Annotated in this window: 14 protein-coding genes; 5 read left to right on the top strand and 9 right to left on the bottom strand. The window is 71.7% G+C overall.

Annotation, left to right across the window (positions count from 1 at the left end; genetic code table 11):
* Nucleotides 1-10: 10 nt before the first annotated feature.
* The 3 genes from M4V62_RS29565 to M4V62_RS29575 all read left to right on the top strand — a co-directional run bounded on the left by M4V62_RS29565 (nt 11) and on the right by M4V62_RS29575 (nt 3,807).
* Nucleotides 11-1,351 (top strand): multidrug effflux MFS transporter, encoded by a 1,341-nt coding sequence (locus M4V62_RS29565; RefSeq protein ID WP_249590232.1) that lies wholly within the window; start codon nt 11-13, stop codon nt 1,349-1,351.
* A complete protein-coding gene (locus tag M4V62_RS29570) occupies nt 1,306-2,475 on the top strand; it encodes a serine hydrolase domain-containing protein (protein WP_249593068.1) in 1,170 nt (389 codons plus the stop codon). The genes M4V62_RS29565 and M4V62_RS29570 overlap by 46 nt, the downstream gene beginning before the upstream one ends.
* Before the next feature lie 324 nt (nt 2,476-2,799).
* Nucleotides 2,800-3,807, top strand: coding sequence for a small ribosomal subunit Rsm22 family protein (locus M4V62_RS29575; protein ID WP_249590233.1), 1,008 nt, complete (start codon nt 2,800-2,802; stop codon nt 3,805-3,807).
* A 10-nt stretch (nt 3,808-3,817) separates the two neighbouring features.
* Here M4V62_RS29575 and ddaH read toward each other — a convergent pair whose 3' ends face one another.
* Together ddaH and M4V62_RS29585 are read right to left on the bottom strand one after the other, a co-directional pair.
* Nucleotides 3,818-4,642 carry a dimethylargininase gene (ddaH, locus tag M4V62_RS29580; RefSeq protein WP_344646372.1) on the bottom strand — a complete coding sequence of 275 codons (825 nt, stop codon included), beginning with the start codon at nt 4,640-4,642 and terminating at the stop codon, nt 3,818-3,820.
* 151 nt (nt 4,643-4,793) lie between these two features.
* Nucleotides 4,794-4,976: a DUF6243 family protein gene (locus M4V62_RS29585; protein WP_249590234.1), complete on the bottom strand. Its 183-nt coding sequence runs from the start codon at nt 4,974-4,976 to the stop codon at nt 4,794-4,796.
* A gap of 136 nt (nt 4,977-5,112) precedes the next feature.
* Here M4V62_RS29585 and M4V62_RS29590 point away from each other — a divergent pair, with 136 nt between their 5' ends.
* Nucleotides 5,113-5,742, top strand: coding sequence for a TetR/AcrR family transcriptional regulator (locus M4V62_RS29590; RefSeq protein WP_249590235.1), 630 nt, complete (start codon nt 5,113-5,115; stop codon nt 5,740-5,742).
* Here the strand turns inward: M4V62_RS29590 and M4V62_RS29595 are convergent, their stop codons facing one another.
* Nucleotides 5,743-6,645: a glycerophosphodiester phosphodiesterase gene (locus M4V62_RS29595; RefSeq protein WP_249590236.1), complete on the bottom strand. Its 903-nt coding sequence runs from the start codon at nt 6,643-6,645 to the stop codon at nt 5,743-5,745.
* A 170-nt stretch (nt 6,646-6,815) separates the two neighbouring features.
* On the opposite strand from M4V62_RS29595, the gene M4V62_RS29600 reads away from it, so the two are divergent.
* A complete protein-coding gene (locus tag M4V62_RS29600) occupies nt 6,816-7,559 on the top strand; it encodes a bifunctional DNA primase/polymerase (protein ID WP_249590237.1) in 744 nt (247 codons plus the stop codon).
* Between the two features lie 32 nt (nt 7,560-7,591).
* Here the strand turns inward: M4V62_RS29600 and M4V62_RS29605 are convergent, their stop codons facing one another.
* The 6 genes from M4V62_RS29605 to M4V62_RS29630 form a co-directional block, all read right to left on the bottom strand.
* Nucleotides 7,592-8,530, bottom strand: a complete 939-nt coding sequence (locus M4V62_RS29605; RefSeq protein WP_249593070.1) for an SCO2278 family lipoprotein — start codon at nt 8,528-8,530, stop codon at nt 7,592-7,594.
* The gene (gene efeU / locus M4V62_RS29610; RefSeq protein WP_249590238.1) at nt 8,433-9,431 is read right to left on the bottom strand and encodes an iron uptake transporter permease EfeU; all 999 of its coding nucleotides are present in this window, start codon (nt 9,429-9,431) and stop codon (nt 8,433-8,435) included. Before efeU ends, M4V62_RS29605 begins: the two co-directional genes overlap by 98 nt.
* Before the next feature lie 15 nt (nt 9,432-9,446).
* A complete protein-coding gene (gene efeB / locus M4V62_RS29615; protein ID WP_249590239.1) occupies nt 9,447-10,736 on the bottom strand; it encodes an iron uptake transporter deferrochelatase/peroxidase subunit in 1,290 nt (429 codons plus the stop codon).
* Nucleotides 10,737-10,757: 21 nt separating this feature from the next.
* Entirely contained in the window at nt 10,758-11,924 is a 1,167-nt protein-coding gene (gene efeO, locus M4V62_RS29620) for an iron uptake system protein EfeO (RefSeq protein ID WP_249590240.1), read from the bottom strand.
* A gap of 324 nt (nt 11,925-12,248) precedes the next feature.
* Entirely contained in the window at nt 12,249-13,094 is an 846-nt protein-coding gene (locus M4V62_RS29625) for a heme ABC transporter ATP-binding protein (RefSeq protein WP_249593071.1), read from the bottom strand.
* A gap of 32 nt (nt 13,095-13,126) precedes the next feature.
* Nucleotides 13,127-14,203: a FecCD family ABC transporter permease gene (locus tag M4V62_RS29630; RefSeq protein ID WP_249593072.1), complete on the bottom strand. Its 1,077-nt coding sequence runs from the start codon at nt 14,201-14,203 to the stop codon at nt 13,127-13,129.

The raw sequence follows: 14,203 nt of genomic DNA on the forward strand, positions 1-14,203 counted from the left end.
GGGAAACCGTATGCCGGAGCACGGCAGCCGCACCACGAGGGGGTCCGAAGCCCCCCTCATACGGCAGTCCAGGACGTCGGAACCGGGCCCCGCCACCGCCCCCGCCGCTCCGGCCCGCACCGCCCAGCGCCGCACGGGCCTGCTCGTCACGCTCGTCCTCGGCGGACTCACCGCGGTCCCGCCGCTCTCCATGGACATGTACCTGCCGGCGCTCCCGGAGGTCACCCGCTCCCTGCACACGTCCGCCGCGACCGCGCAGCTGACCCTCACCGCCTGCCTCACCGGCATGGCGCTCGGGCAGCTCGTCGTGGGGCCGATGAGCGACAAGTGGGGGCGGCGCAGACCGCTGCGCATCGGGCTCCTCATCTACGTCCTCGCCACCGCGATCTGCGCGTTCGCGCCCACCGTCGAACTCCTCGTCGGCTTCCGCCTGTTGCAGGGCCTGGCGGGCGCCGCGGGCATCGTCATCGCCCGCGCCGTCGTGCGCGATCTCTACGACGGCGTGGAGATGGCCCGCTTCTTCTCCACGCTCATGCTGATCTCCGGGGTCGTCCCGGTCGTCGCGCCCCTCATCGGCGGCCAGGTCCTGCGCCTCACCGACTGGCACGGCATCTTCGCCGTGCTCACGGTGATCGGCATCGTCCTGACGGCGGTGGTCTGGCGGAGCCTGCCCGAGACGCTCGCCCCGCAGAAGCGGCACAGCGGCGGCACCGTCGAGGCGCTGCGCACCATGAAGTCGCTCCTCGCCGACCGCGTCTTCACCGGGTACATGATCGCGGGCGGCTTCGCCTTCGCCGCGCTGTTCGCGTACATCTCCGCGTCGCCGTTCGTCATCCAGGAGATCTACGGCGCTTCCCCGCAGACCTTCAGCCTCCTCTTCGGCGTGAACTCCGTCGGCCTGATCGTCGTCGGCCAGATCAACGGCAAGCTCCTCGTCGGCCGGGTCAGCCTCGACAAGGCGCTGGCCTTCGGCCTGACGGTCATCGTGCTCGCCGCCACCGCGCTGCTCCTGATGACCTCGGGCGTCTTCGGCGACGTCGGGCTTTTCCCCGTCGCCGCCGGGCTCTTCGTCCTGATGTCCGCGATGGGCCTCGCGATGCCCAACACCAACGCCCTCGCCCTGATGCGCACGCCGCACGCCGCGGGCTCCGCGTCGGCGCTGCTCGGCACGTCCTCCTTCCTCGTCGGCGCGATCGCCTCGCCGCTCGTGGGCATCGCGGGAGAGGCCACGGCCGTCCCGATGGCCGTCGTCCAGCTCGCCTGCGGTCTGGCGGCCATCGGCTGCTTCGTGGGACTGTGCCGCCCCTGGCAGCACTCGGCCAGGCCGACTCGGGAGGGGACGGACCACTGACCGCGCCACGCCTGCTGCGCGCCGGGACGCCGGACCGTGCGGGGCTCGACACGGACGAGATGGCCCACCTCGTACGCGAGGTGCGCGCGCTGACGCGCGGCGAGCGGCCCTGGTGCTCCGGCGCCGTCGTGATCGCCGGACGCGGGCCGGTGATCGCCGTGGAGGAGGCGGTGGGCCGCGCGGTGCGCTATGCCGCGTACGACCCCGAGACGGACGCGGGCGTCGAACTGCCGCCCGCGGAGCAGGTGTTGACCCGCACCGGCACGCCCTTCGACCTGGCCTCGCTGACGAAGCTGTTCACGACGGTCGCCGCGATGCAGCAGCTGGAGCGCGGCACGCTCGGCATCGACGCGCTGGTCTCGGCGTACGTCCCCGAGTTCAGGGCGGCGGCCGAGCACGGCATCACGGTGCGCCAGCTGCTCACGCACACCTCGGGGCTCCGCCCCGAACTCCCGCTGTACGACTGCCCGGACGACGCGGCGCGCCTCGCCGCGCTGCGGGCCGAGGCCCCCTCAGGACCGCCGGGCGACCACCTCTACTCCGACCTGAACATGCTGCTCCTCCAGCACGTCCTGGAGCGCATCACGCGCCGCCCCCTCGACGTCCTGATCCGCGAGGGCATCACCCGGCCGCTCGGCATGGCGGCCACCTCCTTCGGGCCGCGCCCCGACGCCGCGGCCACCGAGGACCAGCGCAGGCCCTGGGCCAAGGCCGACCGGGGGATGCTGCGGGGCGAGGTGCACGACGAGAACGCCTGGGCGCTCGGCGGCGTCGCGGGTCACGCCGGGCTCTTCTCCACCGCACGCGACCTCGCGGTCTTCTGCCGCGCGCTGCTCTGCGGCGGCTCGTACGGCACGGCGCGCATCCTCGGCCCGGACTTCGTGGAGCTGATGCTGACGCCGCCGGGGCTCGGCTTCGCCCTCGACGAGGCGTGGTTCATGGGGGAACTCGCGGGGCGCGGTGCGGCGGGGCACACGGGGTTCACCGGGACGTCGCTGGTCATGGACCCCGCCACGGACACGTTCCTGATCCTCCTGGCGAACACGGTCCACCCGCGGCGCGGGTCTGCCGACAGCGGACCCCGGGCCCGGGCGGCGACCCGCCTGGCCCGCGCGGCCCGCTGAGCGGGGGCTCCGCTGGGGGGGGCGGTGATTCACCTGCGGCCCCGGTGGGGGTTGCTCGCGCAGTTCCCCGCGCCCCTTACGGGGCGTGCTTCGTGCGCCGGCAGCCCTGCCCGTGCGGCCCGGTGCGGCGGTGTCTGCGGCCCCGGTGGGGGTTGCTCGCGCAGTTCCCCGCGCCCCTTACGGGGCGTGCTTCGTGCGCCGGCAGCCCTGCCCGTGCGGCCCGGTGCGGCGGTGTCTGCGGCCCCGGTGGGGGCTGGTCGCGCAGTTCCCCGCGCCCCTTACGGGGCGCCCCGCGCCTGCTGGACGGCCCCGTAGAATCACGGGGTGAACGCCCCGATTTCCCCGGCCTCCCCGGCCGAGACCCTGCGCAGCGCCCTCGCGGGGCTCCTCGACGGGCTTCCGCCCAAGCAGGCCACGCAAGCCGTCGACCGGCTGATCGCCAACTACCGGGGCCGCACCCCGACCGACGCCCCGATCCTGCGCGACCGCGCGGACGTCGCCGCGTACGCCGCGTACCGCATGCCCGCGACCTTCGAGGCGGTGCGTTCCGCGCTCGGTGCCCTCGCGGACGCGGCGCCCGCGGGGTGGGCGCCCGGCAGCCATGTGGACGTCGGCGGCGGGACCGGCGCGGCGACCTGGGCGGTGAGCGCCACCTGGGACGGCGAGCGGCCCGTCACGGTCCTCGACTGGGCGGAGCCGGCCCTCGCGCTGGGGCGTGAACTGGCCGCCGCGAACCCGGTGTTGAAGGCCGCGCAGTGGCAGCGCTCTCGTATCGGAGCGGCGCTCAGCATCGAGAGCACCGATCTCGTCACGGTGTCGTACGTCCTCAAGGAGCTGACGGAGGACGACCGGCGCTCCCTCGTGGACGCGGCGGCGGCAGCGGCCGCCCAGGCCGTCGTCATCGTCGAGCCGGGCACCCCCGACGGCTACACGCGCGTCATTCAGGCGCGGGACCGCCTGATCGCCGCCGGCTTCCGGATCGCCGCACCCTGCCCGCACAGCTCCGCCTGCCCGATCGTGCCCGGCGAGGACTGGTGCCACTTCTCCGCCCGCGTCAGCCGCTCGTCCCTGCACCGGAAGGTCAAGGGCGGCTCACTGGCGTACGAGGACGAGAAGTTCAGCTATGTGGCGGCGGTCCGCTTCGACGCCGATCCGGCGGGCGAGCGCGTCGTGCGCAAGCCGCAGATCCGCAAGGGCCAGGTCCTGCTCGACCTGTGCGCCGCTGACGAAACACTGCACCGCGAGACGGTGACCAAGCGCCACGGACCGCTGTACCGCGCGGCCCGTGACGCGGAGTGGGGCGACGCCTGGCCGCCCCACCAGGAGAGCTAGGGCCCAGGCCCTAGCCGCGCAGCTCCTGCGTGCAGCACTTCACGCTGCCGCCGCCCTTGAGCAGCTCGCCCAGGTCCATGCCGACGGGTTCGTAGCCACGCTCCCGCAGCGGTGCGAAGAGGCCGACCGCGGCCTGCGGGAGCAGCACGTGCAGGCCGTCCGAGACCGCGTTGAGCCCCAGAGCCACCGCGTCCGGCTCATCGGCGATCAGCGCGTCGGGGAAGAGGCGCCGCAGGACGGCCTGGCTGCCCGGCGAGAACGCGGGCGGGTAGTACATGACGTCGTCGCTCGTGTCGTCGAGCACCGCCAGCGCCGTGTCCAGGTGGTAGTAGCGGGGATCGACGAGGTCGAGTCCGAGCACCGGGCGGCCGAAGAACTCCTGCGCCTCCCCGTGCGACAGGGGACTGGCCCGGAAACCGCGGCCGGCCAGGACGTAGGAGGACGTGACGGCGAAGTCGCCCTCGCCTTCGTTGATGTGCACGGGTTCGTGGAGGTCCGTGAAGCCGTGCTCCCGGAACCACTCCAGGTGGGCCAGGGCTTCGTCGCCGCGCTCGGGATAGGCGAACCGCGCGCCGAGCACGCGGCCCCCGATGACGGTCGCGCCGTTCGCGGCGAAGACCATGTCCGGCAGGCCGGGACGGGGGGTGAGCTCCTCGACGGTGTGGCCGAGCGAGCGGTAGCGGTCGCGCAGGTCCTCCCACTGGGCGACGGCCAGCGGGACGTCGACCGGTTTCGAGGGGTCCATCCAGGGGTTGATGGAGTACGTGACCTTGAAGTGTGCGGGTGAGCACATCAGATAGCGCCGGGGTGTGGCGCGACGAGGAAAACGACTCAACGAGGGCTCCTCACGTACCGCGATGGTCAGTTGCTGCCCATGGTGCGGTCTGAGGAGCCCTCGCGCTGTGATCTGAACGGGTGGTTCAGTGAGTGGTCCACCCGGGTTGGTGGATGGTCAGGACGCCAGCGGTGCCGTCGACGTCCCCTTCTCATGACTCGCCGTGTGCCGAGCGTCCTTCCTGGAGCTTGCGCAGCAGCTCGCGCTTCTGCGCCTGCGGGCTGAGCCCGCCGCCGACCTGGCCGCCGCGGCCCCCGCCGCGCATGGCCTTGCGGGAGAGGTTGGTGCGCGTACCGCCCACGCCCAGCATGTTTCCTGCTCCGCCTCGTGACATGTGCGTACCTCCGGATCGAGAGTTCCCGGCGAGACGTCTCGTCTCGCGTTCTCGATTACTGTGAACGAGACGGTTCGTCTTGTCAAGGGTTCATGAGACGGTACGTCTCGGCTCGTTCGCTGCTACATTCGACGGCATGGTCCAGAAAACCGCCCCAGACTCCAAGCGCCGCAGCGAGCGTTCGCGCCGCGCGATCTATGACGCCGCCCTCGAACTCGTCTCCGAGGTCGGCTACGCCAAGCTCACGATCGAGGCCATCGCCTCCCGTGCGGGCGTGGGCAAGCAGACGATCTACCGCTGGTGGCCCTCGAAGGGCGCCGTCCTGCTCGACGCCTTCCTCGACCTCGGCCACCAGGCGAGCGAGGAGGCCAGCGCGGCGGCGGGCCACGAGATCGAGCGCGAGATCCCGGACTCCGGAGACCTGGAGGCCGACCTCAAGTACGTCGTGCGGGCCACCATCGACGAGCTCAAGAACCCCAAGTACGACGCCCCTTACCGGGCGCTGGCCGCCGAGGGCATGCTCAACGAGGAGATCGGCGCCGAGTACGTGGAGAAGCTCCTCGAACCCTCGCTCCAGCTCTACGTGAAGCGGCTGCGGAAAGCCCAGGAAGCCGGCCAGGTCGCCCCCGAAGTGGACCCCCGCATCGCCCTGGAGCTGTGGACGGGCCCGCTCGCCCAGCGCTGGCTGCAGCGCACGGGACCGCTCACGCACGAATACGGCGACAAGCTCGTCGAGTACGCACTCCACGGCATCGCCCCGCGCTGATCACGCGGGGTCGATCGGCCACCGCTCCCGCAGACCGACGGCGCCCACGCCCTTCGCCGCCTTCACCGGCGTCCGCGCGAGCAGCCCCGGTGTGTCCGTGATCACGCCGTTGACGCCGAGCCGCAGCGCCCGGTCGCGCTGACCCGGAGTCGTCACCGTGTGCGCCCACACCCGGGGGATCCCGGAGTCGACCGCGCGCAGCAGATCCACGTCACGCGCCCTGTGGTCCACGTCCAGGACGTCCACGAACCCGGCCCACCGCGCGGGACGGTCCGTGCGCATCTGCGCCTTGGAGCGCCACAGCTGCGCGAGCAGGCCCATCTGGTGGGCGCGCGATGCGACGCGGGGCTCGTTCGAGTTCACGAACACCGAGCGGGTCAGGCCCCGCGCGCGGATCAGCGAGCCGAGCGTCCGCAGGCTGCGCGGATCCTTCGCCTCCAGCATCAGCACGATCCGCCCGCCGAAGCGGTCGAGGACCTCGGCGACCGTCGGCGGCCGCTCGGAGCGCCAGGCGCCGGGCAGTCCCGGGCTCGGCCGCAGCCTGACCTGCCGCCACTGGCGCAGGGTGAGCGAGCGCACCGGGCCCTTGGAGGTCGTCGTGCGGTCCAGGGTCGCGTCGTGCAGGGCCACGAGCGTGCCGTCGCGCAGCATCCGCGTATCGACGTCGATGACCTGGGCCGTGCCGCGCGCGTAGGCCGCGACCAGGCCGGACATGCTGTTCTCCGGCACCTCCAGGGCGCCGCCCCGGTGCGCGGTGTACGTGATCCGGGGGAGGGCCTCCACCGTCAGGGGGCCGCCGCCGCCCCATTCGAGCGGGGTGAGGGGGCCGGCGGGGGGTGCGAGGGTCAGTGTGGTGAGGCTCATGAGCCCCGAGAGTCCCGAGAGCACAGTCCTTGTGACCATGGCGAACACGGTAGGGGGGTATATCCCCTGTTAGTACGCAATGACGCGCGATGTCACCCTGCGCCTTGCATCACCCCAGCTACCCCGGATGTGGGCTCTGGCCCCCCGAGGAGCAGGATGGTGCGACCATGGGACATGCTTCTCGGCACAAATGCGAGGTGAGGGGATAGATGGGCGCGGAGTTCGGCCGCCGGTCAGGCGGACAGAGCAGGATTTCCCAGTGGCTTCGCCGACGTCCCCGACCACAGGACACGGCAGGCGAGGAGGCGAGCCGCGAGGCCCTGCTCGTCGCCGCCGCGGCAGCGGGTCTGCCGCTCTCACCGGCGGCGCACCCCTCCGCGTACCGATGTTCCTGCGACCGCATCGGGTGTCCCACCCCCGCCAGGCACCCCATCTCCTTCGCCTGGCAGACGCAGTCCACGACCGACCGCGGGCAGATCGAGCGCTGGGCCAGGCACCAGCCGCAGGCCAACTTCATCACCGCGACGGGCATGGTCCACGACGTCCTGGACGTGCCGCTCGCCGCCGGGCGCGAGGCGCTCGCCAGGCTGCTCGCCGACGGCATCGACGTGGGTCCCGTCGCCGAGTCCGAGGGCGCCATGGACGAGGGGCGGATGCTCTTCTTCACGCTCACGCGCGGCACCCCCGAGGACGAGGACGAGTGGTGGCCCTGTGAGCTGGACTGCCACCCCGAGACGACGAACGAACACCCGGGCTTCCGCTGGCACTGCCGCGGTTCGTACGTCCTCGTGCCGCCCGCGCGGCTGCCGGGCGAGATGGCGGTCACCTGGATCCGCGGACCCGAGCACGCGCTCCCGGACCCACTGACGCTCCTGGAGACGCTCACCGACGAGTGCGCCCGCGTCGCGGGCGAGCCCCAGCACGACGTCGCCGCCTGGCCGTTGAGGGGCTGACCGCCCGCTGACGCCCGCGCGCGAAGGACGGGTTACTCGCCCTTCGCGCCCGTCAGGCCCTGGATGCGGCTCAGGAACGTCACCTTGCCCGTCCCCGCCGGGTCCACGACGACCTGGTTGGAGACGCGCTCCAGCATCACCGACTGCTTGACCTCGCCCGTCAGGAGAGGCTTCACGTCGGGTTCGACGGTGAGATTCACGCCCTTCGCGGCGGTCTGCTTCTCGTAGTGGTGCGTCGAGAAGAAGACCATCGCGCCGCCGTCCTGGGTGCGCAGGCCCACCGGCGCGAACGCTCCGTCGTTCTTCGGCTCGTCGATGTACTGGACGGCGATGCCGCGGCGCTTGGTGTTCTTGTCGCGGAACGCCTTCCACGTCGACGTGTGATCGCCCGGCGCGAACGTGTCGCCGCCCGACTTCAGATACGTCGTGTACTCCTTGCCGAGGTTCTTCGGCGCCACGGCCAGCGCCGACGAGTTCACCGCGACCGGCTCGGCCCAGCCGTCCTTGTCCTTCTTCAGCTCGGGCATCTTGTCGGGCGCCACGAGGTTCAGGTACGACGCCTCCCACAGCTGGTCCTTGCTGCCCTTCGTGAAGACGAGGACCCAGCGCAGGTCGCCCCTGCGGTTGGACTTCGTGTCCGCGACGAACCACCGGGGCCAGCCGGCCTTCTTGGGGATCGAGTACTTCGCGTCCGTCAGTTCGAGCGGCACCTGCTTGGGGTTGCCGCCCGGCTTCTGCGCGCCCCGCGACTTCAGGCCCGCCTGGTTGATGGCGCCCAGCGGGCCCGTGACCCGGGCCGCGTCCAGGGCCGGGTCGTACGCCTTCTCGGCCTTGTTGTACGCGGTGAGGAAGTCCTGCAGAGCGCGGTCGGCCTCAGCCTTCGTCGCCGACGGGATGACCTCCCGCTCCCCGTGCACCGTCACGCACCCGGTCGCCGTCACCGTCAGTACGGTCGCCGTCGACGCCGCCATCGCGTACCGGACCGTCCGCTGCGACCGTCCGCCCCGCATCGGAGTGCGCTGCCTTGGAAGCCTGCTCATGCGTTGCGTTCACCTTCCCCTTCCCGGGCCCGAACCCTACCGGGGCGAAGAAGAACGCGAGCGTCGGGATCAGGTACAGCAGCCACACCGTGACCTGGACAACCGTCGGATCGGGCTGGAAGTTGAAGACGCCCTTCAGGAGCGTGCCGTACCAGCTGTCCGGCGGGATCGTCGCGCTGATGTCGAACGCCTTGTTCTGCAGCCCGCCGAGGAACTCCGCCTCCTGCAGGTCATGGACGCCGTACGCGAGCACGCCCGCCGCCACGACCACCAGCATCGCGCCGGTCCAGGTGAAGAACCTGGCCAGGTTGATGCGGACCGTGCCCTTGTAGAACAGCCAGCCGAGCGCGATCGCGGTGAGCAGCCCCAGGAGCACGCCGATCAGCGGCCCCGGCGTGCCGTCGCCCGACGCCCGCACCGACGCCCACACGAACAGCGCGGTCTCCAGGCCCTCCCGGCCCACGGCGAGGAACGCGGTGGCGACCAGGGCGCCGGTGCCCATCTGCAGCGCCGCGTCCAGCTTGCCGTGCAGCTCCGCCTTGAGATGACGGGCCGTACGCCGCATCCAGAAGACCATCCACGTCACCAGGGCCACGGCGACGATGGACAGCGAACCGCCCAGCGCCTCCTGCGCCTTGAACGTCAGCTCCTGCGAACCGAAGGTGAGCGCACAGCCGAAGCCGAGCGCGAGCGCGCACGCGACGCCGATGCCGATCCAGATGGGCTTGAGGGCGTCGCGCCGCTCCGTCTTCACCAGATAGGCGATGAGAATGCAGACGACCAGGCTGGCCTCGAGACCCTCGCGCAGGCCGATCAGGTAATTGCCGAACATGTCTGTCAGATCCCCTCAGCCGAACAGTGCCCGGCCCCACCAGTCGTCCTTGCCGCGGACGCCCGGCGGGATCGCGAAGACCGCTGAACCCACGTGCTGGATGTACTCGTTGAGCGTGTCGGAGCGCGACAGCGTGCGCTGCACCGGAATGAACCCCGTGCGGACGTCCCGCTGGTACGCGAGGAAGAACAGCCCCGCGTCCAGGCGGCCGAGGCCGTCGGTGCCGTCCGTGAAGGAGTAGCCGCGGCGCAGGATCGTCGCACCGTCGTTGGTGTCCGGGTGCGCGAGCCGGACGTGCGAGTCGGGCTTCATCGCCTTCAGGAACGGCTCGTCGTGCTCCTTGGCCCTGCCGACCGGAGCGCCCTCGCCCTTGTCGCGCCCGAAGATGTCCTCCTGCTCGCCGAGCGGAGTCCGGTCCCAGGTCTCGACGTTCATGCGGATGCGGCGCGCGACGAGGTACGAGCCGCCGGCCATCCAGCCGGGCCCGTCCTTCTCGCCGACCCACACGTGCTTCGCGAGCGCGGAGGCGTCCTCGCCCGAGACGTTGCGCGTGCCGTCCTTGAAGCCGAAGAGGTTACGGGGCGTCTGCGCACCCGGCGTCGTCGACGAGGTCTTCCCGAAGCCGAGCTGCGACCAGCGCACCGCGACCTTGCCGAAGCCGATGCGGGCGAGGTTGCGGATGGCGTGCACGGCGACCTGCGGGTCGTCCGCGCAGGCCTGCACGCAGAGGTCGCCGCCGCTGCGGGACCTGTCGAGGTTGTCGCCGGGGAACTTCGGGAGATCGACGAGGGCTTCGGGACGGCGATCCGCCAGGTCGAACTTCTCGAAGAGACCAGGCCCGAAGCCGATGGTGAGGGTGAGCCGGGACGGCTTGAGTCCGAGCGCCTCGCCGGTGTCGTCCGGCGGCGCCTCGGCGAGCCCGCCGAAGGCACCCTCGCCGACCTGGTGCCCCGCGGTCATCCGCGCGGCGGCCTTCGTCCAGTCCTTCAGGAGCTGCACGAACTGCTCGCGGTCGTCCGTCTTCACGTCGAACGCGGCGAAGTGCAGCCGGTCCTGGACGGCGGTCGCGATGCCCGCCTGGTGCTTGCCGTGGAAGGCGACCGCGCCGCCCGCCGACGCGGCCGGCACGGCATCGTCCCCGGACCGGGCCACCGCCACCGCGCCCCCGGTCACCGCGGCGCCGAGCGCGAGCCCCGCACCGCCCCAGCCGAGGAGCGAACGCCGCGAGGGGGAACCGGAGCCGGCGCCCTTGTCCGCCTCGTCAGGAACGGGCGCCGTGCCCGTGTCGTCGGTGATCTCAGCCATCGTTCCGGTTCCCCCCAGCCACTACTTGGACTTGACGACGACGGCGGCGGCCAGCTTCGACAGCGGCTCCGCGAGCGCGTTGACGCCGTCCGCCAGTTCCTTCGTGTCCGCCTTGTCGAGCTTGTCGTACGACGTGAACGTGTACGAGTCCTTGCCGCCGCCCTGGCGGTACTTGTCGAGCAGCTTGTCCAGGGCCGCGAACTGCTTGTCGAGCTCCTTGGTGAGCGCCGGGTCGTTCTCCGACGCGACCGCCTTGAGCAGGCCGTACGCCTCCTCGGCGCCCTCGACGTTCGCCTTGAAGTCGACGAGGTCGGTGTGCGAGTAGCGCTCCTCCTCGCCGGTGACCTTGCCGGTGGCGACCTCGTCGAGGAGCTCCTTGGCGCCGTTGGCCATGGAGGTCGGGGTGATCTCGGCCTTGCCGACGCGGTTCTGCCAGTCCTTGAGGTCCTTGTCCAGCTGCGTGGCGAGCTCCTTCTCGCGCTCGCCGATCTTCTTGTCCTTCCACAGGGCCCGCTCCAGACGGTGCCAGCCCGTCCAGTCCTTCTCCAGGTCCTGCCCCTCCTCCAGGCCGTCCTCGCGCAGGTCGACCTTCGGGTCGATGTCGCCGAAGGACTCGGCGACGGGCTCGGTGCGCTCCCAGCCGATGCGGGAGTTGGAGTACGTCTTCTTCGCGCCCTCGATGTCGCCCTCGCGGACGGCGTCGGTGAAGAGCTTCACCTTGGGCAGCGTCGCGTCGGCCTGCTCCTGCGCGTAGGCGCGGTAGTCGGCGACGGCCTTGTCCAGACGCGGGTCGCGCTTGACGGCCTTGCCGCCGCTGACGGTGACCTTCTGGCGGATGCCGTCGCCCTTCATGCCGGGCTTGCAGGCGATCTGGTACGAGCCGGACTTCACCTCGGCGGTGAGCTTCTGCTTCGTGCCGGGGCCGATGTTCTCGCGCTCGCTGACGATGCGGTCGTCGGGGAAGAGGAGGTAGACCTCGGTGACCTTGGAGCCCTTGTTCTCGATGGCGAGCTCGACGTGCCCGGAGCTGAGCTTGGTCTTGGAGACCTCGCACTTGTCGTCGGTGGCGGTCACCTCGACGGTGTTGCCACCGCTCTTGGCGTCGCTCTTCTCGGTGCAGCCCGTGACGGCGGTGAGCGCTGCCGCTGCGGCTATGGCAGTGGCGACGGGGAGGCGGACGGGGCGCATAGGGGCTCCAAGGCGGGTCACGGACGGTTCCGGCATGCCGGTGAGGCGGACCTAACTTAACCGACCCTTACCTGGTCGATACCCAGCTGTTCCGTGATTCACCTCTCAACGGTTTGGGGTGCTCACGGGGGTGTCACGGTGGGGTGATGGGGGGTTCATGGGGTGGCAAAGAGGGGGTCAAGTCGGGCTGGATGGTTCCAGCCCGGATGGGGTCCCCCCTGCTCCTTAAGAGCTTGGGGGAGTTTGAGGCCATCTTGTACGGGGTCTGGGACGGAGCCCCAGTCGGGAAGGGGCGGGATGGGGGAAGCCCCGCAGGGACCGCCTTCAGCCCCGGACGGGGGCAACCAGCGGAGCCCCCGTCCGGGGATGCGGAAAGACCTCGACCGGCTGCCGGTACACCTCGCTCAGGAGCTCCCCGGTGAACACCTCGACCGGACGGCCCTCCGCAGCGATGCCCCCACCCTGAAGCACCGCCACACGATCCGCGTACGCCGCCGCAAGCCCCAGGTCATGCAGCACCACCACCACCGCATCCCCCGCGGCGGCCCGCTCCCGGCAGACCCGGAGCACCAGCTCCTGGTGGCGCAGATCGAGCGCCGCGGTCGGCTCGTCGAGCAGCAGCAGCGGCGCCCGCTGGGCGAGGACACGGGCCAGCGCGACCCGCGCCCGCTCACCCCCGCTGAGCGCGGAGAAGGGACGGGTGGCGAACTCGCTCACCTCCGTCGCGGCCATCGCCTCCCGCACGACACGGTCGTCCTCGTCCTCCCGCGCCGTACCCGCCCAGGGCGCGCGCCCCATCCGTACGACGTCCTCGACCGCGAAGGGGAAGGAGAGCGCGGCGGCCTGCGGCAACACGGCGCGCCGCAGGGCCAGTTCGCGGGCGGCCCACGCCGTGGTGGGCCGCCCGCAGACGCGTACCGCCCCTTCGTCGGCCGGAAGGTCCGCGGCAAGGGCGGCCAGCAGCGTCGACTTCCCCGCCCCGTTGGGCCCGACCAGGGCAAGCACCTCGCCAGCCCGCGCGGTCAGGGACACCCCGGCAAGGACCTCGCGCCCCCCGAGCCGCACCCGCAGCCCCGACGCCTCGGCCAGTGCGTCGCCGGGTGAGACGGGCCCCGGCAGCGCACGCCCGCGTCCGGACGAGAACAGCCGCCCGGCGATCCACCCGACCATGCCCGTCTTGCCCGTCTTGCTCGTCTTGACCGTCATGCCCAACCCCCTTGCTTACGACGGGTCCTGCGCAGCAGCCAGAAGAAGAACGGGCTCCCGAAGAGCGCGGTGAGCACCCCGAGTGGCAGCTCCGCCGGAGCCGCCACCGTCCGCGCCGCGAGATCCGCGCCGACCAGGACGACCGCACCGCCCAGCGCACTGCCCGGCACGAGGAAGCGGTGCCCGGGCCCCGCCGCCATCCGCAGCAGATGCGGGACGAGGAGTCCGACGAACGTGATGATCCCCGCGACGGCCACGGCGGCGGCGGTCAGCAGCGCCACCACCAGGACAAGCACCAGCCGCAGCCGCTCGACGTCGACCCCCAGATGCCGCGCGGGCCGCTCGCCGAGCGCGAGGAGGTCCAACTTCCGTGCGTACAGCGGCGCCACGGCCAGACCGGCCACCGCACACGGCAGCACGGCGAGCACCTTCGGCCACGTCGCACCCGAGAGCGAGCCGAGCTGCCAGAAGGTGATCTGGGTGATCTGTGCGTTGTCCGCGAAGAAGATGCAGAGCCCGATCAGTGCCCCCGCGAACGCGTTCACCGCGATCCCGGTGAGGATGAGCGTGACGACCTCGGTGCGCCCGCCGTTGCGCGAAAGGGCGTACACGAGAAGGACGGTGGCGAGCCCGGCGACGAACGCGCAGACCGTCACGGTCCAGTTCCCGAAGAAGCTGAGCCCGAGCGCGATCGACGCCACCGCGCCGACGGCCGCGCCCGCCGAGATCCCGATGACGCCGGGCTCGGCGAGCGGATTGCCGAACACGCCCTGCATGAGCGCCCCCGCGCAGCCGAGCGACGCCCCGACGAGCAGGGCGAGCGTCACGCGCGGCAGCCGCACGTTCCACAGGACGCTCTCGCCGACCCGGTCGAGCGCGCTCCCGCCGAGACCGATCCGGTGCTGTACGGAGCTGAGGACGTCCCCGAGGGGGATGTCGTACGCGCCGATGCCGGCGGAGAGGAGACAGAGGAGGACGAGGACGGCGACGAGGCCGAGGGTGAGGGCGGCGGTCGCGCTCCGGCGGCGGACGCCGGGCTTGTGCGGCTCCCGCGATGCGGCTCTGTCGTCCAC

This window comes from Streptomyces durmitorensis (assembly GCF_023498005.1).
Taxonomy (GTDB): Bacteria; Actinomycetota; Actinomycetes; order Streptomycetales; family Streptomycetaceae; genus Streptomyces; species Streptomyces durmitorensis.